This window comes from Sanguibacteroides sp. AM78-02pH3A (assembly GCF_027666085.1).
GTDB classification, from domain to species: domain Bacteria; phylum Bacteroidota; class Bacteroidia; order Bacteroidales; family Marinifilaceae; genus Gabonibacter; species Gabonibacter massiliensis.
Genome location: NZ_JAQEHX010000005.1, coordinates 54,409 through 78,309 on the forward strand (window position 1 = coordinate 54,409; position 23,901 = coordinate 78,309).

At 43.2% G+C, this 23,901-nt stretch carries 21 protein-coding genes; 7 read left to right on the plus strand and 14 right to left on the minus strand.

All coding sequences use genetic code 11. The features are described from left to right. Nucleotides 1–873: 873 nt before the first annotated feature. The 3 genes from PGR74_RS09040 to PGR74_RS09050 all read right to left on the minus strand — a co-directional run bounded on the left by PGR74_RS09040 (nt 874) and on the right by PGR74_RS09050 (nt 4,596). Nucleotides 874–2,580 carry an acyl-CoA dehydrogenase family protein gene (locus PGR74_RS09040; protein ID WP_041502900.1) on the minus strand — a complete coding sequence of 569 codons (1,707 nt, stop codon included), beginning with the start codon at nt 2,578–2,580 and terminating at the stop codon, nt 874–876. Nucleotides 2,581–2,672: 92 nt separating this feature from the next. Then, nucleotides 2,673–3,692 carry an electron transfer flavoprotein subunit alpha/FixB family protein gene (locus tag PGR74_RS09045; RefSeq protein ID WP_041502899.1) on the minus strand — a complete coding sequence of 340 codons (1,020 nt, stop codon included), beginning with the start codon at nt 3,690–3,692 and terminating at the stop codon, nt 2,673–2,675. Between the two features lie 31 nt (nt 3,693–3,723). Then, a complete protein-coding gene (locus PGR74_RS09050) occupies nt 3,724–4,596 on the minus strand; it encodes an electron transfer flavoprotein subunit beta/FixA family protein (protein WP_041502898.1) in 873 nt (290 codons plus the stop codon). 381 nt (nt 4,597–4,977) lie between these two features. Between PGR74_RS09050 and lpdA the strand changes: the two genes are divergently transcribed. From lpdA to PGR74_RS09075, 5 genes are all read left to right on the plus strand, one after another. Further along, entirely contained in the window at nt 4,978–6,369 is a 1,392-nt protein-coding gene (gene lpdA, locus PGR74_RS09055; protein WP_041502897.1) for a dihydrolipoyl dehydrogenase, read from the plus strand. A gap of 126 nt (nt 6,370–6,495) precedes the next feature. Further along, the gene (locus PGR74_RS09060) at nt 6,496–7,875 is read left to right on the plus strand and encodes an aminopeptidase C (RefSeq protein ID WP_041502896.1); all 1,380 of its coding nucleotides are present in this window, start codon (nt 6,496–6,498) and stop codon (nt 7,873–7,875) included. Nucleotides 7,876–8,051: 176 nt separating this feature from the next. Then, nucleotides 8,052–9,344 (plus strand): UDP-N-acetylmuramoyl-tripeptide--D-alanyl-D-alanine ligase, encoded by a 1,293-nt coding sequence (locus tag PGR74_RS09065; protein ID WP_041502895.1) that lies wholly within the window; start codon nt 8,052–8,054, stop codon nt 9,342–9,344. A 10-nt stretch (nt 9,345–9,354) separates the two neighbouring features. Further along, nucleotides 9,355–10,101, plus strand: coding sequence for a polyprenol monophosphomannose synthase (locus PGR74_RS09070; protein WP_041502894.1), 747 nt, complete (start codon nt 9,355–9,357; stop codon nt 10,099–10,101). A gap of 21 nt (nt 10,102–10,122) precedes the next feature. Next, nucleotides 10,123–11,457, plus strand: a complete 1,335-nt coding sequence (locus PGR74_RS09075) for a dihydroorotase (protein WP_041502893.1) — start codon at nt 10,123–10,125, stop codon at nt 11,455–11,457. Here PGR74_RS09075 and PGR74_RS09080 read toward each other — a convergent pair. Both PGR74_RS09080 and purD read right to left on the minus strand, forming a co-directional pair. Then, nucleotides 11,454–12,428: a hypothetical protein gene (locus PGR74_RS09080; protein WP_041504669.1), complete on the minus strand. Its 975-nt coding sequence runs from the start codon at nt 12,426–12,428 to the stop codon at nt 11,454–11,456. The genes PGR74_RS09075 and PGR74_RS09080 overlap by 4 nt on opposite strands. A gap of 17 nt (nt 12,429–12,445) precedes the next feature. Further along, on the minus strand, nt 12,446–13,714 hold the full coding sequence (gene purD / locus PGR74_RS09085; RefSeq protein ID WP_041502891.1) for a phosphoribosylamine--glycine ligase: 1,269 nt from the start codon (nt 13,712–13,714) through the stop codon (nt 12,446–12,448). Between the two features lie 166 nt (nt 13,715–13,880). Between purD and PGR74_RS09090 the strand changes: the two genes are divergently transcribed. Next, the gene (locus tag PGR74_RS09090; protein WP_041502890.1) at nt 13,881–14,456 is read left to right on the plus strand and encodes a Fic/DOC family protein; all 576 of its coding nucleotides are present in this window, start codon (nt 13,881–13,883) and stop codon (nt 14,454–14,456) included. On the opposite strand, the gene PGR74_RS09095 is transcribed toward PGR74_RS09090, so the two are convergent. The 4 genes from PGR74_RS09095 to PGR74_RS09110 all read right to left on the minus strand — a co-directional run bounded on the left by PGR74_RS09095 (nt 14,437) and on the right by PGR74_RS09110 (nt 16,665). Beyond that, a complete protein-coding gene (locus PGR74_RS09095) occupies nt 14,437–14,607 on the minus strand; it encodes a hypothetical protein (protein WP_154665528.1) in 171 nt (56 codons plus the stop codon). The genes PGR74_RS09090 and PGR74_RS09095 overlap by 20 nt on opposite strands. 137 nt (nt 14,608–14,744) lie before the next feature. Continuing rightward, complete coding sequence (locus PGR74_RS09100; protein WP_041502968.1) at nt 14,745–15,428, minus strand: DUF2461 domain-containing protein; 684 nt, start codon at nt 15,426–15,428, stop codon at nt 14,745–14,747. A gap of 8 nt (nt 15,429–15,436) precedes the next feature. After that, nucleotides 15,437–15,988 carry a cob(I)yrinic acid a,c-diamide adenosyltransferase gene (locus PGR74_RS09105; RefSeq protein ID WP_041502889.1) on the minus strand — a complete coding sequence of 184 codons (552 nt, stop codon included), beginning with the start codon at nt 15,986–15,988 and terminating at the stop codon, nt 15,437–15,439. Nucleotides 15,989–16,047: 59 nt separating this feature from the next. Next, nucleotides 16,048–16,665 carry a hypothetical protein gene (locus PGR74_RS09110; RefSeq protein ID WP_041502888.1) on the minus strand — a complete coding sequence of 206 codons (618 nt, stop codon included), beginning with the start codon at nt 16,663–16,665 and terminating at the stop codon, nt 16,048–16,050. A 145-nt stretch (nt 16,666–16,810) separates the two neighbouring features. On the opposite strand from PGR74_RS09110, the gene recG reads away from it, so the two are divergent. Further along, entirely contained in the window at nt 16,811–18,922 is a 2,112-nt protein-coding gene (gene recG / locus PGR74_RS09115; protein WP_041502887.1) for an ATP-dependent DNA helicase RecG, read from the plus strand. A 435-nt stretch (nt 18,923–19,357) separates the two neighbouring features. Here recG and PGR74_RS09120 read toward each other — a convergent pair whose 3' ends face one another. From PGR74_RS09120 to PGR74_RS09140, 5 genes are all read right to left on the minus strand, one after another. Then, the gene (locus tag PGR74_RS09120) at nt 19,358–19,840 is read right to left on the minus strand and encodes a DUF3332 domain-containing protein (RefSeq protein WP_041502886.1); all 483 of its coding nucleotides are present in this window, start codon (nt 19,838–19,840) and stop codon (nt 19,358–19,360) included. Nucleotides 19,841–19,906: 66 nt separating this feature from the next. Then, entirely contained in the window at nt 19,907–21,319 is a 1,413-nt protein-coding gene (aspA, locus tag PGR74_RS09125; RefSeq protein WP_041502885.1) for an aspartate ammonia-lyase, read from the minus strand. Nucleotides 21,320–21,607: 288 nt separating this feature from the next. Continuing rightward, nucleotides 21,608–22,120 (minus strand): DUF4494 domain-containing protein, encoded by a 513-nt coding sequence (locus PGR74_RS09130; protein WP_041502884.1) that lies wholly within the window; start codon nt 22,118–22,120, stop codon nt 21,608–21,610. Between the two features lie 97 nt (nt 22,121–22,217). Next, on the minus strand, nt 22,218–22,559 hold the full coding sequence (locus PGR74_RS09135) for an RNA recognition motif domain-containing protein (RefSeq protein WP_041502883.1): 342 nt from the start codon (nt 22,557–22,559) through the stop codon (nt 22,218–22,220). A gap of 219 nt (nt 22,560–22,778) precedes the next feature. Next, nucleotides 22,779–23,885, minus strand: a complete 1,107-nt coding sequence (locus PGR74_RS09140; protein ID WP_041504664.1) for a pyridoxal phosphate-dependent aminotransferase — start codon at nt 23,883–23,885, stop codon at nt 22,779–22,781. Nucleotides 23,886–23,901: the final 16 nt, after the last annotated feature.

Below are 23,901 nucleotides of genomic sequence, written 5' to 3' on the forward strand. Positions count from 1 at the left end.
TTTATATGATTTTTTACTTTTCTCATGACTGAATTTTATAAATCTCCCTTCACGAAATACTTACTCAACACACTAATTACATGCGTATTAAACAATAAAGAATTAAAATAAAACAAATACATCAAGCTCAAAACCCATCTACGCGATCCTTTCGACCCGACAATCATTAAAGCAAGAATTATCCGGAAATGATCCATTAGATATATGGTTAAATTTAACTCTTCTATTAACATATTTTATATCAACAAATATATACATACAACAAGAAAATATATTTTATTATAAATACAATAGAACTATATATTTCATTATTGTACAAAACACGTAATATAAAACTATCCGGATGAAAAATGTTAATGAGCCGAAAATAACCCCGCTAATTGTAAGATTTAGTGATTAGAGGATTTAGTGATTGGGGACTAAGGGATTCTGGGATGGGGATTAAGGGAGAAAAACGGAGGGGCATAAATAGAGAACGGCGAGCGTCGTGTTCGATTTACGGAACGGCCACCCGACGGTTTGTTTGAACGAAGTGAGTCCCGGAGGGTAGTGAACGAAAAGCGTTTACACGACCGACGGGAACGTCTCGGCCCCGGAGGAGTTATCCCTTCCAATTGTAGATTTACGATTTCGGATTTTAGATTTACGATTTAAAGAACCAAGGGATTCTGGGATTAAAGGATTCAGTAATTGAGTGATTGGGAATTAAGAGATTAAAAAGATTTACGATTTGAAGAGGGTAAGATCAGAATCTTAATCATAAGTCATAAGTCATAAATCTTAAATCAAAAATTAATTTGCAATTTAAAATTTGCAATAAAAAAATCGTCTGCCTTTAAAAACAGACGATTTTTATATCCGAGAGGGATTGTATTATTTTTTATACATCCCCATATCTTTCAGTTCGAAATTATTGATAAAAGCTGCATATCCGGCAACTTTAGCCTGTCCGTACTTCACGAATACTTCCGTAGATTTATAGAAGCGTGCGTCTCTCTGCGAATCCAACAACAACAAGTATCCGATGATCACATACCCGGCCATCTCTACCAAACGGCGCGCATGAAAATCAACATATTCGGGATCTCCTACTGCCGTCACATTCGCTACAGCAGCCTCAAAAGCAGCCGTCATACCCTTCAATATCTCACGAATATACTCCTGCTCCGGACATATAGGCGCCTTTTCATACTCATCGCGAATATACTTGGCATATTGTCCGGTAGTCACCCCGCGTATAGCCGCCACAACCTGCAACTGAGATGTACCTTCGTATATATTGGTAATACGGGCATCACGAACCAAACGTTGAATAGGGTAATCCTTCATATAACCCGATCCCCCGTGAATCTGCAAAGCATCGTAAGCGATCTCGTTAGCGTATTCACTCGAAAACAATTTCAACATGGGAGTATAGATATCGGCCAATTTCTGGTATTTCTTCATCTCTTCCCGTTCGGCCTTATCCAAGGTACGTTCATTGGAAATATGGGTATAAGCCTTATACATATCCACGAAACGGCTGGTTTCGTACAGGATGGCACGGGCACCTTGAAGTTTGGCTTCCATATTGGTCAACATTTCGTACACCGCGGGAAAATCAATAATGGCTTTACCGAACTGACGTCTCTCCCGAGCATATTTCAACCCCTCGCGATAAGCAGCTTCCGCTATACCTACCGATTGAGCGCCTACTCCCAAACGTGCGCCGTTCATCAGCGACATAACGTACTTGATCAATCCCAATTTGCGTTCTCCGACCAATTCCGCCGGGGCATCCTTAAATACCAATTCACAAGTAGGCGAACCTTTGATACCCAACTTATTTTCGATACGGCGAACGGTCATACCTCCATTGGCCTTATCATATATAAACATGGAAAGCCCGCGGCCATCATGCGTTCCCTCTTCCGAGCGAGCCAACACCAGAGCAATTTGAGCATCCCCGTTCGTGATAAAACGCTTCACCCCGTTCAGATACCATTTTCCGCTCTTTTCGCAATAAGTAGCCTTTAACTGTACCGCCTGCAAATCCGATCCGGCATCCGGCTCCGTCAAATCCATCGCGTAAGTTTCTCCTTTAGCCCCGCGCGGCAGGTAATGTTTTTTCTGTTCCTCGCTTGCAAACTCATGGATCGTTTCGGCGCAATCCTGCAAGCCCCAAATATTTCCGAAACCGGCATCCGCACGAGAAACCAACTCTGCCGCCATCACATAGGGAACAATCGGGAAATTCAATCCGTCATACTCTCTCGGTAAAGACATATTATACAAACCCGCTTGAGTCAACACATCGTGATTCTGTTGAGTTCCAGCCGCGTATTTCACTCTCCCGTTAATCACCTCCGGTCCTTCGGCGTCTACCCCTTCTGCATTTTCAGCTAACACGTCGCCGCAAATCTCCCCCAAAATCTCCAACACTTTATCGTAATTGTCCAACGCATCTTCAAAATCTCTCGGAGCAGTATCACATTTTCCGGCATCCGCAAAATTACGCTCTTTCAACGCAACAATTTTTTTCATGAGAGGATGTTCCAGATGGAACTTCAAATCCTCGTTATCTATATAGAAATTCGCCATAACACTTTTAAAATTTTAAATTTTAGATTGTAAATTGAAAATTACTGATTGTAAATTCAGATGAAAACATTCAATTCGCAATTTACAATTACCTATTTGCTGTTCTTCTTGTAATACTGAATCATCTTCGGAATTACAACGTTCAGGTCTCCCGTGATCACATAGTCCGCAAATTTATTGATCGGAGCATTCGAATCCGTATTAATGGCAATAACCATGGAGGACTCTTCCATTCCGGCCGTATGCTGTATCTGTCCGGAAATACCACAAGCTATATACAACTTAGGACGAACAGTCGTTCCGGTTTGACCGATCTGACGTTCATGTTCGCAAAAGCCCGCATCCACGGCCGCACGAGAAGCGCCTACTTCTCCTCCCAGCACGGAAGCCAGTTCATACAACAAATTAAAATTCTCTTTCGAACCAACTCCATAGCCTCCGGCCACAATAATCGGAGCTCCCTTAATATTGACTTTGGATTTCTCCATCTGACGTTCAATCACCTTCACTACCAGATCCGTGTCATCGAGGAATTCATCCGCGTTCAACTTCTTAACCTCTCCTTTATAGGCGGCATCGACTACCTCCTTTTTCATCACGCCCTCGCGGACGGTAGCCATTTGCGGGCGACATTCCGGGTTGACGATCGTGGCAACGATATTACCACCAAAAGCCGGCCGAATCTGATACAGCAGGTTCTCGTATTTCTTGCCGCTCTTGGCATCCGAGTACTCCCCTATCTCCAAGCTGGTACAGTCAGCCGTCAATCCGCTATGCAGGAAAGAAGAGACACGAGGTCCCAAATCGCGCCCCACGCTGGTAGCTCCCATCAAAGCGATCTGCGGTTTTTCCTGCTCGAACAAACGCACCAACATCTTCGTGTGAGGCAACGTCGTGTAAGGAGCCAAACGAGTATCATCGCCAACCCATACCACATCTGCTCCGTAAGGAAATATCTGTTTCTCTATATCTTTTAACCCGTGTCCTAAAGCAATAGCTTCCAGCTTTACACCTAATTTATTGGCAAGAGTCCGTCCCTTCGTCAGCAACTCCAAGCTGACATCGGCAACCGTACTCTCCTCTATCTCGCAATATACAAATACACTATTCATATCTTAGATTTTAGATTTTCAATCTCTTCACTTATCCGATTGTATGGTTGGTAATCAATTCCTTCATCATCTCATCGATTTCTGCATCGCTTCCGGCCAGCACCTTAGCCTCTTTTGCCTGGAATACAACATTCTCGATAGTCTTCACCTTCGTCGGAGATCCGCTCAATCCCAAATCCTCCGCGTTACTGGTAATATCATTAACGCTCCATTCCGTTAACTTCAAGTAAGGACGTTCGTTAACCAACGTGATATAATCCTCTCCGGCTTCCTGGGCCTCCTGAGTAGCTTTCGCGTATTTATATTTCATCACGAAACGAGCATTTCTCGGACGGCAAGGGGCAGCAGAACCGTTTACCGTAACCACGCAAGGCAGCGGACACTCGACCACCTCTATACCTCTTTCCAAACGACGTTTGATTGTCAATTTCCTGCCATCGCATTTTTGAATTTCCTCCGCGTAAGTCACTTGCGGCAACTCTAATTTTTCCGCAACCTGAGGGCCGACCTGAGCCGTATCTCCATCGATAGCCTGACGACCGCAAATAATCAGATCGTACTCCAAATTGTGCAGAGCGCAAGACAGAGCATAAGAAGTAGCCAACGTATCCGAACCGGCAAAAGCCCGATCCGACAACAAATATCCACCATCAGCACCCCTGTACATCGCCTCGCGAATGATCTCCGCAGCGCGTCCCGGTCCCATGGTCAATACATGAACAGTAGTCCCCTCAATTGTATCTTTTAAACGTAAAGCCTGCTCCAAAGCATTCAAATCCTCCGGATTGAAGATGGCAGGTAAAGCTGCCCTGTTTACAGTTCCGTCTGCTTTCATCGCATCTTTTCCCACATTTCTCGTGTCGGGAACCTGCTTAGCAAGAACAACAATTTTTAGTCCTTTCATATAAATCCAATTTTATGTTTAAAGCGACATGAAATATCCTAATCATCTTTTTACCAATAAATTCATACCAATACTATTGACAGAATACTCCATATACAGTTGTATTAACACTATTTCTTTCAAGTGCGTAAAGATAGTATTTCAAGTTATAAATACAAAATTTTAACTCGTTCGCCTCCTATCCCCGTTACCAAAGAATAAAAACGGATACAAGAGCAGCGGACCCCTCTACCGAAACTTATTTTCCCTTTCCGTATTCATCTATTTTTTTGCATTTTTCAGAAAACGAAGTCGTTTATTTTCCGATTTTAAACTATTCCTCTAAATTTGTAGCGCAAATGATTGCGTCAAAAATTATTTACACTATAAACAAACTAAAATATGAAATACGACTTACTCGTAATAGGTAGCGGTCCCGGAGGATACGTGGCTGCCATTCGCGCTTCCCAACTGGGGATGAAAGTGGCCGTTGTCGAACGTGCCGAATTAGGTGGAATCTGTTTGAATTGGGGATGTATCCCGACCAAATCCTTGTTGAAATCGGCACAAGTATTGGAATACGCTCGCCATGCCGCCGATTACGGAATAAAGATCGAACAGGCCGAACCGGATTTTGAAGCCATCATCGCCAGAAGCCGGGGAGTTGCCGACAAAATGAGTAAAGGAATCCAATACCTATTCAAAAAGAATAACATTACCGTTATCGAGGGACACGGTAAACTGACTCCGGATAAAAAGGTAGAAGTAACTCCCCGCGAAGGAGAAAAAAGTATCGTGGAGGCAGACCACATCCTGTTAGCAACAGGAGCCCGCTCCCGTCAGCTTCCCAACATTCCGCAAGACGGCAAACGTATCATCGGTTACCGTCAGGCTTTGACTCTCGACCACAAACCGGCATCGATGATCGTCGTGGGATCCGGAGCGATCGGTTCCGAATTGGCCTTCTTCTACAACGCCATGGGCACCAAAGTAACGTTAGTAGAATTTTTACCTAACATTCTCCCGTTAGAAGACGAAGAGGTATCCAAACAAGTAGGACGTTCGTTTAAAAAAGCAGGTATTGAAGTTATGGTAAAATCTTCAGTAGAAAGCGTCGACACGACCGGCGAACTTTTAAAAGCGAACATCAAAAATAAAAAAGGCGAGATAGAGGTACACGAAGCAGAGATCGTACTCTCGGCTGTCGGCATCTCCCCTAACGTGGAAAATATCGGTTTGGAAGAACTCGGAATCGAAATGGATCGGGGAAAAATAAAAGTAGACGAATATTACCGTACGAATGTCGAAGGGATCTACGCCATCGGAGATATAGTCCCGGGCCCCGCCTTGGCTCACGTATCTTCAGCCGAAGCCATTTGCTGTGTCGAACACATAGCGGGAGTCCATACCGAACCCATCGATTATTCCAATATTCCCGGCTGTACCTACACGACACCGGAAGTTGCCTCGGTAGGATTGAACGAAGCCAAAGCCGTTGAAGCGGGGTATGAAATCAAAATCGGGAAATTCCCATTCAGCGCTTCAGGCAAGGCAAGTGCCGCCGGAGCCAATGAAGGATTCATCAAATTAATATTCAACGCTGCCGACAACACCCTGTTAGGAGCTCATATGGTAGGAACGAACGTAACCGAGATGATTGCCGAAATGGTACTGGCCCGGAAACTGAAAGCCTCCGGACACGACATTATTAAAACCATCCATCCTCATCCGACGATGAGCGAAGCCGTCATGGAGGCCGCTGCCGCTGCCTACGACGAGGTAATACATATATAGAATTGTAGATTAAAAGATTCTGAGATTAGAAGATTATAAGATTAAATGATTTGAATCACTAAATCACAGAATCACTAAATCACAGAATCTCTCTGGCTTAAAATTAAAACGATTAAAAATGATTTTATGAAGATAACACTATTAACAGGTGCTTTATTGATGATCGGAGCCTCATTATGCGCTCAGACGATCACGGAAAAAGAGTTAAAAGAAATTCAGGGAAGTTTCAAAAAAGATCCTTCCACGAAAGCCATTCAAAATATCTTGACAAACGACAAGAATATCCGGGATAATGCCCTTAACCGGGAACTTCAGGGCAAAATAGACCACTATTTCAAGTACCGGGTAGATGTCAAAGGGATCACCGATCAACACAGTTCCGGACGTTGCTGGATGTTTACCTCCATGAACGTATTACGTCCCGACATCATCAAGAAATATCACTTAAATGATTTTGACTTCTCTCATAACTACCTCTATTTCTGGGATATGTTTGAGAAATCCAACCTTTTTTTAGAGAATATCATTGCCACGGCAGGCAAACCGATGGACGACCGGGAAGTGACCTTCTTTTTCTCGGCACCCGTTAACGATGGTGGCGTATGGAATCTGTATTACAATTTAGGAGAAAAATACGGGGTCGTGCCCAAGTCCGTCATGCCCGAGACGGCTCATTCCGATAACACGGCAGCCATGGGGTCTCTTATCAATGAAAGACTTCGCAAAGGGGGCTATACCTTACGGGAAATGGCCGCTCAAGGCAAAAAAACGAAAGCCCTGGAAACAGAAAAAATCTCTATCTTAAAAGATATATATCGTATTCTGGCCCTTTGTCTCGGAGAACCTCCTACCCAATTTACCTGGCGGTACACGGATAAAGACGGGAACATCAAAGAACTGGCCAATTACACGCCGAAGCAGTTCTACGAGGAGATCACCCCGGAAGATTACGATCCGAAAAATTACATTATGATCATGAATGATCCGACTCGGGAATATTACAAACTCTACGAGATTAAAAACTACCGGAACACCGTCGAAGGAATCAACTGGGTATACCTGAATCTCCCGAACGAGGAGATTAAAAAAGCAGCCGTTGCTTCCATTAAAAACAACGAAGCCATGTACTCTTCCTGTGATGTGGGCAAGTTTCTCAACCGGGAAACAGGAATCATGGACCCGGATATGTACGACTACAACTCGTTGATGGGTGTTGACTTCAAAATGGACAAAAAAGCACGGATTCTAACCCGCCAAAGCGGTTCTTCTCACGCGATGACTTTAGTGGGAGTAGATACGGATGCCAACGACCAGCCGTTAAAATGGGAGTTTGAAAATAGCTGGGGACCCTCTACAGGACACAACGGTTACTTGACTTTCACGGACAAATGGTTCGACGAGTATATTTTCCGTATTGTTATCCATAAAAAATACTTAAGTGACAAAGCAATCAATAGCTTAGACCAGAAACCCACGCAATTGCCGGTTTGGGATTATATGTTCTGATAACAGTCCGATAAAGAAGATACAAATGCAGCCTGGTTTTATATTTTCCAGGCTGCATTTTTCTTTTTGTCGCTTATTTCAATCGATTTTTGAAATTACAATATCAAAAAACAACCATCTTTCGGCAGAGAGATTTATATTTTTATAAATTTGTATCTTGGTAAAGACAAACAAGCATGGATACAATTGCAACTGTGTACGAAGCGTTCAGTAAAGGCGGACGAATAGTTACCGACTCCCGGGAAGTGAAGGAAGGAGATATTTTTATCGCGTTAAAAGGAGAAAATCATAATGGCAATGCCTTTGCAGCAACGGCGATCAGGCAAGGAGCCGCTTTCGCGGTAACGGATGAAGCAGAGTACGCCACCGACGAGAAATGTTTATCGGTTCCCGATACGCTTCGGTTTCTTCAGGAATTGGCCCGGTACCACCGCCGGAAACTGCATGTACCGATTCTCGGTATTACCGGTACCAACGGAAAAACGACCACGAAGGAACTTTGTTATGCTGTCCTTTCTAAAAAATTTAAGACGGTGGCCACACAAGGTAATTTCAACAATCACATCGGAGTCCCGTTAACCTTGTTAAGCATGGACACTTCCACGGAATTGGGAATTGTCGAAATGGGTGCCAACCACCCGGGAGAGATCAAAACCTTATGCGACATTGCAGAACCGGATTACGGTATTATTACCAATATCGGATACGCGCATTTGGAAGGCTTCGGATCATACGAGAATATCATACGCACGAAAAACGAATTATACGAGGCGATCGGAGCCCGAAAAGGGACCCTCTTCGTGAATGGCTCCGACAAGTTGCTGATGGGATTGGCCGATAACCAATCGAAAATCACTTACGGCACGTCCGATTGTTTTGCCAACGGAGAGATTTTACAAACCATCCCTTACTTAGTCTACTCCCTAAAGACCCGAAAAGGGCATCTCTACGTGAAAACCAAGTTGATCGGCGGATACAATTTCGACAATGCCATGGCAGCTTCCGCCGTCGGCCTTTATTTCGATATCGATCCGCTACGGATCAAAGAAGCCATTGAAAACTATTCACCATCCAACATGCGTTCTCAGCTTGTAAAAACTAAAGATAATACGCTTATCCTCGATGCTTACAATGCCAACCCCAGCAGTATGAAGGTTTCTGTTTCCAATTTCGCGGAAATGACAGGAGAACATAAACTGGTAATTATCGGACAAATGAGAGAGTTAGGAGACATGTCGGACGGAGCTCACGAAGAAGTTCTCGATTTATTGGCGGCAAAACAGCTTCATCATGCATTTATAGTCGGCGAAAATTTTGAACCGTTCATAAATAAATATACTTTTATAAATTATTTCCCCAACACGGAAACATTAATAGAATATCTCAAAAAGAATAAAGTCACCGCTTCATTCATTTTAATTAAAGGCTCCCGAGGAAATAAATTAGAGAAAATTGTCGAATACCTGTAAAAAGCAACATATGAACGACAGACTTGTCATCATACCCACCTACAACGAAAAAGAGAATATTGAAAATATCCTCCGTTATGTATTTAAACTCGAACCTTCGTTCGATGTCCTGGTGATCGAGGATAACTCTCCGGATGGAACCGCCCTGATTATCAAAAATCTGCAAAAAGAATTCCCTCAACTTTTCATGATCGAAAGAAAAGGGAAATTAGGTCTGGGTACCGCTTACATTACAGGCTTCAAATGGGCATTGGAACACAACTACAACTATATCTTCGAAATGGATGCCGATTTTTCTCATAATCCCGATGACCTGATTAAACTTTACAAAGCCTGTCAAAGCGGAGAAGGGGATATGGCTATCGGTTCCCGTTACGTTACCGGAGTAAACGTGGTCAACTGGCCCATGGGACGAGTTCTAATGTCCTATTTCGCTTCCAAATACGTGAAATTCATTACCGGCATGAGAATAAACGATGCCACGGCCGGTTTCGTATGTTACACTCGTAAAGTACTGGAATCCATAGATCTGGACAATATCCGTTTCAAAGGATACGCCTTTCAGATTGAAATGAAATTCACCGCCTGGACCATGGGATTCAAACTGAAAGAGGTTCCTATTATATTCACCGACCGTACAGAGGGGACATCCAAGATGAACGGTGGAATTTTTAACGAAGCCTTTTGGGGGGTCATCACCATGAAACTCCGCAGTTTAGGAAAAAAGAAAAACGCCAATCGAAACGAAGCACACTAAAATTCCGTAACCTCATTATCTATGAAAACACTTATTCAAAACGGAACATTGGTCAATGAAGGAAGAGTATTCCGGGCCGATATTCTTATCGACAACGATACCATTGAAACCATCGAGGAAAAAGGGATCGCATCCCTTTCCGATGATGTTCAAATCATAGATGCAGAAGGGAAATACGTCATTCCGGGAGTTATCGACGATCAGGTGCATTTTCGCGAACCGGGACTTACCCGGAAAGGAGACATCGGTGAAGGAAGCCGGGCTGCCGCCGCGGGAGGAGTCACCTCCTTCATGGACATGCCCAATGTTATTCCACCCACGACAACAAACGAGTTACTGAAGGAGAAACAACATATTGCCCGTCGAAATTCATTAGTTAACTACTCTTTTTACATAGGAGCGACCTTAGATAACATAGAAGAGATTAAAAAAGTCGATCCGAAAACAACCTGCGGAATAAAAATATTCATGGGTTCCTCTACCGGCAACATGCTTGTGGATAACATAGAAGTTCTCGAGAAAATTTTTGCAGAATCTCCCCTTCTAATCGCCACACACTGCGAAGATACCCCCACGATCAACCGGAACCTGGAACTCTACAAGCAACGTTACGGCGAAGATATTCCTCCGGCCTGCCACCCGCTGATCAGAAGCCGGGAATGTTGCTACATTAGCTCTTCCTTAGCCGCACGTTTGGCCCGGAAACATCATAGCAGACTGCATATTCTCCACTTAAGCACGAAAGAAGAATTGGAGCTGTTAGATCAAGGCTCACGAAAAGAAAAACGCATCACGGGAGAAGTTTGCATCCATCATCTCTGGTTCAACGACGAAGCCTATTCGAGCAAGGGAAACCGGGTAAAATGGAACCCCGCCATCAAGACAGAAGCGGATAGACAGGCTTTGTTACGGGCTCTTAATTCCAATCGGTTAGACATCATTGCTACCGACCACGCACCTCACCTTCCGGAAGAAAAAAACGGAGTATACACGAAAGCCGCCAGCGGAGGCCCGATGGTTCAGCACTCTTTGCCCGTTATGTTACAACTGATGGAAAACGGAGAAATAACCATAGAAAATATCGTGGATAAAATGTGCCACGCACCAGCGGATATTTTTCGTATACAACAACGCGGATATCTTCGCGAAGGATACAAAGCCGATATCGTGATCGTAGAAAAAAATCCATGGACCGTGACGAAAGAGAATCTATTGTATAAATGCGGATGGTCGCCTCTCGAGGGAACGACACTCTCTTACCGGGTAAACACGACCATAGTCAACGGGCATACGGTCTACCAAGAAGGGAAATTCGACGAAACCCATCGGGGAGAACTATTAACCTTCGAGGGTTAACCGAAGATCAACCATCCACAGGCAACCAACAGCAGAAGGAATAGCATATTTCCCGCCCACTTGGTATGATGAGAAATAAAGTATTGCGAAAACAAATAGACTAAAGGAATTGCCACTATATACATTCCCCCGTAACATGAACAGGGAATAATAAACATGGAACCTCCCAAAAAGAAAAGCATCGACAACATGGAAAGCAACCCTCGCCGCTGAGCCACGATTACCGTGGGATAATTGATCAACACGTTACCGAAAGAAGCAAAAATCAATATGCCTATAATAATAAACACGATCGGTTTTGCCGATACGATCTGTATAAAAGAATCTCCTTCCCATATTTTATCCCAAAAAAGGGTGAATAATCCACCCGAATCCCCGGACAGGAAATAATACCCCCAAACTAAAAAAAACATGGTTCCAAATCCCAACAAGAGGGCAACCATATCTTTCAATGTAGCCCTTCCCGAAAAAGGCAATACGACCACGGCCCACGGGACGAGAGCGAACAAATCGGGACAAAGCAATACAGACAGGGCAATAAAAAAACCGAAATTGAATACCGGAGCATTCGTCTTAAAATGCACGATAGCCGATTGCAGGTAGGCCACGGCCAAAGCGACAAAAAATGCCGCAAATAAATAGGCATTTACCCCGTAATGGCATAAAACGCCAACGGTCAATAAAGAGTAGAGAAAAGAAGGCAAAACGGAAACATGGGATAAAAACTTATAACGGTCGGCAATGAAAAAGAGCAAAAAAGCAAGAGATAAAAGCAATAGCAAACCGACCTTATCAAGCCAGAAACTCCCCTCGTACGCTTCCAAAAAAGATAACGATATCAATCCGTCGATGCCACACGGCGTGTACTCTCCTCCCAACCAATAACGAAAAAATGCTATACCTATCACTAAAAACGGTAACAGGTACAGCATATATATACTTTTCGACTTTATTATGGCATTCAGACTCATGCTTTATGGTTTACTATTTAAAGATCCGCCCCTATGTCCCTTCTGAAATTTTTTCCCGCAAAACGAATCTTTTCAACATTCTTATAGGACAATGCCAACGCCTCCTTTTTCGTATGACCGAAAGAGCTGACAGCAATTACCCGCCCTCCGTTCGTCACGATATTCCCTTCCGACACTTTCGTCCCGGCATGAAAAACCAGACTATCATCCGCACTCTCTATTCCGGTAATTACCTCACCTTTTTTATAAGCTCCCGGATAACCTTCGGAGACTAACATCACCGTGGTACAAAACCGGGGATCCAATTCTAAAGCGATGTCCCGTATTCCTCCCTTGGCCGTGGCTTCAAACAGAGTCAATACATCCGTTTTTACCCGGGGCATAACCACTTCCGTTTCAGGATCTCCCATACGTACATTATACTCGATCACGTAAGGCTCACCCCCGACATTCATCAGTCCGAAAAAGATAAACCCGCGATAATCGATTCCGTCCGCTTGCAAACCCTCCACCGTCGGACGAATTATCCGTTCCTCCACTTTACGGTTAAAAGCATCGTCGGCAAAAGGCACCGGAGAGACAGCTCCCATTCCACCCGTGTTCAAACCGGTATCACCCTCTCCTATTCTTTTGTAATCCTTAGCGGATCCCAATATTTTATAATCCTTTCCGTCAGTCAAAACGAAAACCGAAAGCTCGATCCCCTTTAAAAACTCCTCGATAACCACCCGGCTTCCCGCTTTCCCGAATTTCCCGCCTAACATCAAATTCAACTCCCGCACAGCTTCATCCAAATCTTCCAGGATCAACACCCCCTTACCGGCAGCCAGTCCGTCCGCTTTTAAAACATAAGGAGACCTCATCCCTTTCAAAAAAGCAATCCCCTCCTGAAGATTATCCCGTGTTACCGTAAAATAAGCTGCCGTAGGAATGGCATGCTTCATCATAAATTCCTTCGCAAAATCTTTACTTCCCTCCAGTACCGCCCCGGCCTTACCCGGTCCGACAAGCATCAAACCGGTAAAACGTCCGTCTGCTTCAAAATAGTCCCGGATTCCTTCCACCAAAGGATCTTCCGGCCCTACAACAATCATCTCTATCTCTTTCTCCAATACGAATTCGGCCAACGCGGGAAAATCCGTCACTTGAATATCGACATTTTTAGCCAACCTATCCGTCCCCGCGTTCCCTGGGGCTACATATAACTCGGTCAATCTCGGACTTTGATTTATTTTCCAGGCCAATGCATGTTCACGACCTCCGCTACCTAATAGTAATACCTTCATCTTTTGTCTTATTTAACGGTTTATCCTTTAAATAGAAAGCTGTTAAACACATAAACTATTTTAAATTAGCGCAAAGATAGTTCTTAATCAGAAACCGTTAAGCATAAATCATAAATAAATTTGGTTTATTACGGCATTTCCCTACCTTTGTTAAAAATCAACGGCCATGACCAGATACACCACCGATGGTAATGAAAGCGAAATTCTGCAAAATTTGCTTGGTCTTACCGATCAAGAGGCCATTCACAATGCTGAATTTGAAGGTTTTCTAATGGCTGAAATCATTTTCACGGAACAACTCTCACCCCAGACACGCTTTACCGTAAAATACATCCAGAGTATCCATTGCATGGCATTAAAGCACCTCTACCAGTTTGCCGGAAAATTTCGTAGCGTCAATATGTCCAAGGGAGGCTTTGTCTTTCCGGCAGCCCGCTTTATTGCCGAGAACATGGTCCGTTTCGAACAAGAGATATTGTCCGGACTTCCGGATCGCTACCCGAACAAAAAGAGACTGATTAAAGATATAGCCATCGTACACGGGGAGTTGCTTTTTATTCATCCTTTCCGAGAAGGTAATGGCCGTACGGCCCGAATATTGGCCAATCTCATGGCCCGCAAACAAGGCTATCCGGGTTTGGATTTCAATCGCATCGATTTCGAGCAATACATAATCGCCGTTCAGCAAGTAGCCAAGCGGGATTACACTCGGATGGAACAAATTATTTCTTCTGCATTATGAGTTTCCGATCTACCTGTTCCAATATCGTATAGGCTGTTTTTTCCTGAATCTCTATTCCTTCCAAACGAAAGGACGCAATCATGCCTTGTAATATCTCTTCTCTCACGGCAGTTAATGTTTTAACAGGCATCTCTTCTATTACTTTTTCCATGTAACAAATATACGAATTTTTCTACTAACGACCAAAGATTTAAACACAAAAAAATCCATCAAAATCCTCATTATCGGCATATTATACTGTACACGCACGAGTCAGACAGGAAGGTCGCTCCGAGATACGCAAATCGACTAATATATCCGGGGTGTATAACCGCCTTGCATGGACTCGTCGACGGTGTAATTCAGGAATCGATTAAAGGGCAGAAGCAGCTTTAAACGTTCCGCACACCTTTTCACAAGTCGATCCTCCTCCCAGAATCCGTCGGAAATACGGTTCGTTACCGTGTAGGTTTTGTATTTCAATAATTCGGCTTCCGGAAAATCTTTAGGAAAAGGAACAGGCACTTTCTTTAATTTTTCCCCGTCCATATAATAGTACTTCTCGAATTCCGGATTACGGATAATAGCAAGGAATTCTTCCACATTATCATACACATCCCGCCTTAACGCTTTCAGCATCGCCGGAGAAGGACACCAGATTCCCCCCGCAAACAGGGATCCTTCCGGCTCAATATGTACATAATAACCTCCCCTCGGATTCATTTTTCCCCCTTTCACCATAAAAGCACCTATATGCGTCTTATAAGGAGTTTTATCCGCGGCGAAACGCGTATCCCGGTATATTCGAAAAATACAATCCTTTACCAGCAATCCATCGATCTCCGGATCAAATTCGGCTATCTCCTGTATCAACTCTCGAATAAACTCTTCATGAATAGCTTTTATTTTCAAATAACGGGATTTATTCGCCTGAAACCATTCCCGATTATTGTTCTCTTTCAAATCACTCAAAAAACTCAATACCTCTTTCATCGCTTTTCTTATTTTGTCGGCTCCCATTTCATCTCATCGACACGAAGATCGTGTGCCAATTTTCTCGATAAAACAAAAAGATAATCCGATAAACGGTTCATGTAGCGCGTAATCACTTCATCCACCTCTATCGTCTCACTCATATCTAATATCCGACGCTCCACCCGTCGACAAACAGTTCGGGCAATATGACAGGCCGACACTGCCGGGTCTCCCCCGGGTAGCACGAAGAATCTCATGGGGGGCAAAACCTCGTCCATCCGGTCTATTGCCTTTTCCAAAAACTCTATATCCTCCGATGTGCAAGGAAGTTGCTGCTGCAAATCCGAAACCGTCGCATCTGTTGCCAAATTGGCCCCCACGACAAACAATACATTCTGAATGCGAACGATCTCCTCTATACTCTCTTCCGGAATTGAATAAGAACGAATCATTCCCAAATGAGCGTTCAGTTCATCCACGCCCCCATACGCCTCCAATCTCACGTTATTCTTAGGTACCCGCGTGCCTCCGATCAAAGAAGTGGTTCCCTTGTCCCCGGTTTTCGTGTATACTTTCATCTTATATTAAATTTTAGATTCATAACTCCAGACTCCCCCTATCCGGCATGCAGTCCCCTTTAAATAATCATATTGTATCTCCCTCTTTGCAACCGGTTATCGAAGAACAACATTCCGTACCACATCATATCAATCGAAACCGTACACTCTTTCCTCCATTGTCTCCACAATTGAGCATTCAACGGTTTCTTGTAAATATCCGTGATAATAACACAAAGCGGTCCTTCCTTTCTTTCTTTCAACAGAGATTCGCATGCCGCACTCCAAACCCCGTCGAGCTCCCGTCCCAAAAACATCATGTCCAACGGAACTTCGCCGATAGAGGCCGGTTCTACTTTTTCATACCGCTCTCCCTTAAACTCCTTTCCCTTATAAAAAAGACGCATATCCCTGGAAACAGCTTCCAAATAAGAGATAACAAACGGATTCTCCAACCCCAATAACAAGACATTCCGATAAGACAGGTAATCCGACAAGCGGAAAAGCAAACGGCATAATTTCTTTTCGCTGCTTCGTAACTTAGCCCTTGTTTCTATTCGCTCGAAATCATAGTAGAGGTTTCTCTCTTTAATCACATTCGTAATCAAATCGAATACGAAAGGAGAGTGGACGCCGAATCCTCTTTTATGCCTGAAGCGAATGGCATGTTTCACTCGTTGTTTCAAATAATTATACATCTCAATTTTTCCTCATAGTCATCGAATACGACCTTGTCGCTCTTTCATTCAAAACTCCGAACAACGAAATTAAAATTTATTCCCGACTTGCTCAACAAAGTCATCTATTTTTTTTATTTTCGTTCGACAAATAAAGTATAAACACATCTTTTCTGTTTTGGAAATAGCCGGATTAAATATTAAATTTTTACCTGGAGTGGGTCCTAAACGGGCCTCTTTACTCGAACAAGAATTAAATATCTGCAGCTACGAGGATATGCTTTATCATATCCCTTACAAATACATCGATCGTACCCGGTTATACACGATAAGAGAGTTGAATGCTCAACTACCCTATATCCAGATTAAAGCAAAAATATCCCGATTAACCGCCGTCGGAGCCGGGAAACAAAAACGAATGGTGGCGACGGCAAGTGACGGCACGGGAGAACTGGAGCTCGTCTGGTTCAAAGGATACAAATACTTGGATAGTCAAATCTTACCCGATAAAGAATACCTGATATTCGGGAAGCCGAGTGTATTCAACCAACAGCTAAATATCGTTCATCCGGAAATAGATCTCTACGAAGCGAATGCCAAACAACTGGTAGGGTTTCAGGCTGTTTATCCTACCACGGAAAAAATGAAAAAAAGTTTCCTCACGTCGAGAGTCATCAGCAAAATTCAGGCAGGCATATTCAAAAACCTGAACGGACGCATCGCGGAAACTTTACCGGCTTGGTTTATCAAAAAACACAATTTGATCTATCTTCACGATGCCCTTTTCAACATACATTTTCCCGAAAATCCGGAATTACTTCGAAAAGCACAATACCGGTTAAAATTCGAAGAATTATTCTATATCCAACTGAATATTCTTAAACTGAAATTCAACCGCAAAGTTTCATTCAGGGGACATCCGTTCCATGTCGTCGGAGATTACTTCAATAACTTCTATCATAACCTCCTCCCGTTCCCCTTGACGGACGCCCAAAAGCGAGTGATCAAAGAGATCCGGCTGGATTGCGGCTCAGGCAAGCAGATGAATCGCCTCCTGCAAGGAGACGTGGGAAGCGGCAAAACATTGGTAGCCGTCATGTGCATGTTGATCGCCTTAGACAACGGCTATCAAGCCTGTATCATGGCTCCGACCGAAATTTTAGCCGCTCAGCATTACGAAACCATAACACAAATGCTGAAAGACACTCCTATTAGCGTAGCCTTGTTAACAGGCTCCACCAAAAAGAAAGAACGGGACATTATACATGAAGCATTATCCGACGGCCGATTGCAAATTCTCGTCGGCACGCATGCCCTTTTGGAGGATGTCGTATGCTTCAACAACGTCGGATTGGTCGTTATCGACGAACAACACCGTTTCGGTGTAGCGCAACGCGCCAAATTATGGCAAAAAAACAATACCCCTCCCCATATGTTAGTTATGACGGCAACCCCCATTCCCCGCACCCTGGCCATGACCCTCTACGGGGACCTGGATGTTTCCGTCATCGATCAACTTCCCCCGGGAAGAAAACCTATTACTACCTACCATACGTTCGAGAGTAAACGAAACGACGTTTACAAATTCATTCTAAAAGAATTAAAGGCCGGCAGACAAGCTTATATCGTGTATCCGCTGATTTCCGAATCCGAAAAAATGGACTATAGAAACTTAGAGGAGGGATACGAACAGGTATATCAATTTTTCGCACCTCGCGGATACCAATCCGTTATCGTTCACGGGAAACTCAAACCGGCAGAAAAAGAGGCCCAAATGCATTATTTCGTCTCCGGGAAAGCTCAAATACTCGTTGCAACTACCGTAATCGAAGTAGGGGTAAATGTCCCCAATGCCTCCATCATGGTTATCGAAAGTGCAGAACGTTTCGGACTCTCCCAACTACATCAACTTCGGGGACGTGTCGGTAGAGGTGCCGATCAATCCTATTGCATACTGATGACCTCCTACAAACTCTCCAACGATTCCCGCAAACGCATCGAAACCATGACTTCCACGAACGATGGCTTTGAAATAGCCGAAGCAGACTTAAAACTCCGGGGACCGGGAGACATCGAAGGAACCCAACAAAGCGGGCTGAGCTGCAACCTCAGGGTAGCCAACCTCGGAAAAGACGGCATGATACTCAATGAAGCCGCCCAAGCCGCCCATGCCCTCCTTGAAGCCGACCCCAATCTTTCAAAAGAGGAAAACCTGGTTTTCGCTTCCCAAGTCAAACGTCTTTTCAAAACCAAAATCAATTGGAGATACATCAGCTGACAATTGACGATTGTAGATTAAAAGATTTAGGGATTGGGAGATATAATGATTAGGAGATTAGGAGATTAGGTGATTTAGTGATTAAATTTAAATCACGGAATCACTAATTCATTGAATCGCAGAATTTATCGGGTCTACAATTTAAAATTTACAATTGATTAAAGGGAAAGGGATAAAACGAAGGGACATAAATAGTGAATGGCGAGCGTCGTGTTCGATTTTTGGAACGACAGGACGACGGACTGTCCGAGCGTAGCGAGTCCCGGAGGACAGTGAACGAAAAACGTTTACACGACCGACGAGAACGTCCCAGCCCCGGAGAGTTATACCTTGCAATTGTAGATTAAAATAGCACATTGCACCCGTCCCCGGGTGCTACAAAAAAGCCGCCGTCTGAAAAATCAGACGGCGGCTTTGTATGATAGAAACTAAAATTTAGTCTGCCTGTTCTACTACTTTGAACATTTTTTTCGCAGATTTCATCACTTTCACTTTATTTTGACCATCCATCAAATACCAAGCTTTTTCTTCCGGGAAATATTGGAATTCAGCTTTGGCATCCGTATTTTGGCTGGCAACAGACATCTTATTCAAAGATTTAGTTACGGTATAAGAATTTCCGGCATACATAACCTGACTCTCCTCTACCTCTCCCTCATTCATTGCCAACGGATCTTCACCACCCCAGAATTCAATGGAATTAAAGATCAAAACGTCACCCAAACAAGCCAATTCGTAAGCCGGCAAGATGCACAATCCCAAAAATACCAACTCATTCACGAATTTCTTTTGAGACACTTGCTTATTCCAACTATGCAATTTTGTTGTCAAACCAAATGACCCGAAACAACCCGTAAAGGCAACTGAAGACACTCCAATCATCAGAATAGCCACCATTCTTGTAAAATTCTTCTTCATAACTTTTTGTTTAAATTTAGACTGTATTAAAGTATTATATAAAAAAATGTAACAATTATTTCCCTATTACTTCTTCTTATAGAATTTTTTCGGTTTAATCATCAGCTCCGGACGCAACAAATTATCCAGCTCCTCTTTCGTCAACAACCCCTCTTCCAAAACCAGATCGTAAACACTTCTTCTCTCTTGTAAAGCGCGTTTGGCAATACGAGAAGAATTCTCATAACCCAACGTCGGATTCAAGGCGGTCACGATTCCGATACTATTCATAACCAACTCTTTGCAATGTTCGGGATTGGCAGTAATACCGTTAACGCATAAAACTCTCAAACGTTCCATAACCTTGGTCAACATCTGAATAGAGTTAAACAAAGAGAACACGATAATCGGCTCCATAACGTTCAACTGCAACTGACCAGCCTCCGCCGCCATCATTACAGTCGTATCGCTACCGACCACGTTAAAACAAACCTGATTTACCACCTCAGGAATAACCGGGTTGACTTTACCGGGCATAATGGAAGAGCCGGGTTGCATAGGCGGTAAGTTGATTTCGCCCAAACCACATCTCGGACCGCTTGACAACAAACGCAAGTCATTACAAATCTTCGACAATTGAACGGCCAAACGTTTCAATTCGGAAGAATAACTTACACAAGCACCGGTATCCGGAGTAGCAGCAATCAAATTCGGGGCTAAAACAAACTCCTCGCCGCTTATAATACGTAATTCGCGCGTACAAATTTCAGAATATTCCGGCTCTGAATTGATTCCGGTACCAATAGCCGTGGCACCCATATTTTGTTCCAGGAACAATCTGGAAGCATCGTTCAACCTCTCGATATTCTCTTCCAATGTTACGGCAAAAGCTTCAAACTCCTGTCCTAATGTCATAGGTACCGCATCTTGCAACTGAGTACGTCCCATTTTCAATACATCGACAAACTCCCTGCCTTTGGCGCGGAAAGCTTCCACCATCAATTTCAACTCAGCTACCAGATCTTTATTCATCAGAATAATAGCCAAATGGAATGACGTAGGATAAGCATCATTGGTCGATTGAGACAGATTGACATGATTGTTCGGATGGCAATATTGATATTCACCCTTTTGATGTCCTAACAATTCCAAAGCCCGGTTGGCAACCACTTCATTAATATTCATGTTCGTGGAAGTTCCGGCACCACCTTGTACCATATCAACCGGGAATTGATCATGCAATTTGCCATCAATTATCTCTTCGCAAGCCGCGGTAATCACATTTGCAATCTCCTTCGGGATCAAATCCAACTCCAGATTAGCCTTGGCAGCAGCCCATTTTACCATGGCCAATGCCTTCACGTAATTCGGAAAATCACCGATATGACGTCCACTGATTCCCGCAAAGTTTTCAATAGCTCTCAAAGTCTGTACCCCATAATAAGCATCCATGGGCACCTCTTTGTTTCCTAACAAATCATGTTCAATTCTTGTTTTCATAATCCTGTTATAATTAATTATTTCCAATACGTTTATTACTTACTTTAGTTTCATTATGAATGGGAACTCTTTTAATATAGAATCGTATTCCCGATTTTTCATTAAAACGAACCGTAAAAAATTAATCCGGCAAAGGTACAAAAGAGAAACGACAAAACGAATTTTTTTGTAGAAATTATCAAAAGAATGTAACTATTGAAGTATCTATATGTCAACAAAATAGACTCCATTTTAACAAAAAAAAGTCCTTCATAGGACTTTTTTGTATCATCGATGTAAAGATGGGAATCATTCGAACGAACCGGATTCGGATGCTAAATCACCCAGAGGCTTAAAATGATCGGGCACGGTCTGCCCTTCATCATTCGAAAAATAGGGAAACACATCCATAAAAGTCGTATCCGCAAGAGACACAATTTCAAAGGGAACTACATAAGTGGACAAGCTCTTTTCCAAATTCTCCAACGCCCGGTCAATGTTCGCTCCCGCTACTAAAAAATACTGGAAAGCTCTCTTTTCCTTACCGGTGAGCTGATCGGCATCGATAATCGCGATCTTTGCCTTATACCACTTGTCGTCGTTCCCATCGTTCGACTCCACCAATTCCGTAATATTTGATTTTTTCAATCCGGCAATATAGAAATCTCCCTGAATCATAGAGGCTAACGCTTCCGTGATACGACTCTCCGCTTCCGTATAAGAGACTGCATCCAAAAGATACATTTCCGAAACTTTCTTCTCTTTACCGTCTTCCGTTACCTTCGTATACTTAATCTTACATTCAAACCAATTTGCTGTCATATATTCTACTTTAATTTACACAATAATCGACATCAAAGATAACACGAAAAAAAACGAGGAAACCGAAATTTCCTCGTTTTTTTTATGATTGAATCAATCAATATCTTCTTTCTGACCTCTCGGAATTATATCCTCCGCGACGTTCGCGATTAAATCCACCGCGATTTCCACCGCGGTTCCCGAAATTCGGTTTATCCGTTCTCGGTTTAGCCACGTTCACGTTGATTACCTTTCCATCATATTCAGCCTGATTCAATTCGTCGATGGCTTTCTGACCTAACGTATCGTCAGCAAGTTCAACAAATCCGAAACCTCTGGATCTTCCGCTTTCGCGATCCATAATTACTTTTGCAGAAACGATTTCGCCGTAATCTGCAAACAACTCTCTTAAATCAGCATCATCGATGCTGTAACTTAAATTTGAAATGTAAATGTTCATTAAGTAAAACTTTAATAATAAATATTCATTCAATTGAGTGCTTTGGATTGATAAAAAGTTTACTTAACGATACATAATACATGAAAGGCAAGTACTTTAAAAACAACGAACTCAACTCAATCTTGCGACAAAGATACGTCTATATTCCAATAAAACAATGCTTCTCCTAAAATTATTTACTTAAACAACATTAATTATGATCGACTGCCTCTCGGCATGTTACTTGAGGTCATTAAAATAAGTAACAAATTTTTCATGAGGAACCGACACGCATATACGGGAATACGCACTCGCGTACGTTTGCCGCGTCTTGGTAAAGAAATCAAGGGACACGGCTCCTATATAATGACGCAATAACTCCTCTTCACTCCGATTTACAATCACAAAAATTCCCTTGGGAACCGTTCCCTGATAAAATTCATCAGCCAATAGTTTCCTTTGTTTCAGGTAATCGATATTCAACGCGATATCCCGCGTTGTCTTTGCCTTAAAATCCGATACAGCTCTCTTACCCTCCGGAGTCGTTAACAAACGAAGCACCAACTCCTGCGCAAAACCGTTGATCCCATTGGTATTATACATGACCCGAACTTCCAACTCGTCATGCAACTCTTTATTTTTGGTATAAATAAAACCCAATCGCTGCCCGCTCAATCCCACGGATTTACTAAAACTCTCGGTGATAATCACATTCTCCATATCCATCAATCTCACGTAATAATCATCTCGTCCATCCATAAAAAGACGACGGTAGGGACAATCGTAATACACAACAACACCCGCATCATTCAACTGCCGGATGATGTCAAGTTGTTGTTCATCATCATGCTTATCTCCTAACGGGTTACTCGGATCACTGATCAAAACGGCATTACCCTCCAACTCTTCAAGCATCTCGAGGAGATCGGCCTGGCTATTGTATTCGGCATTTTTCACATTCCGGATCGTCAACATCTTATAGTAACACCCCCAATAATAGGCAGGCAAATACAATTTCCCGATACAAACCGTTTGGGCGACCAGATCCAACGCATGCATTCCCCCTGCCGTGATCAAAATACGATCGGAAGAGGATTTCCCCATAAAAAATTCTTCATTTATCGCCGCTCTCAACTCCGGGCGACCGGCGCCGTGCGGATAGACCTGGATCTCCGGGGAGTTAAAATCGATCCCTTTTACGACTTCGGTCAAATCGATCGGGACAACCTGATTTACCCCCCGGTTCAGGGGTAAATACTCTTTTCCGTTTACCCGCGTTAATTCTTTCAGATTCTCTCCTATTTGTACAATTTTAGAAAGAACGGCTCCACTTCTATTTATCTTCATAACTAATACTTATTCG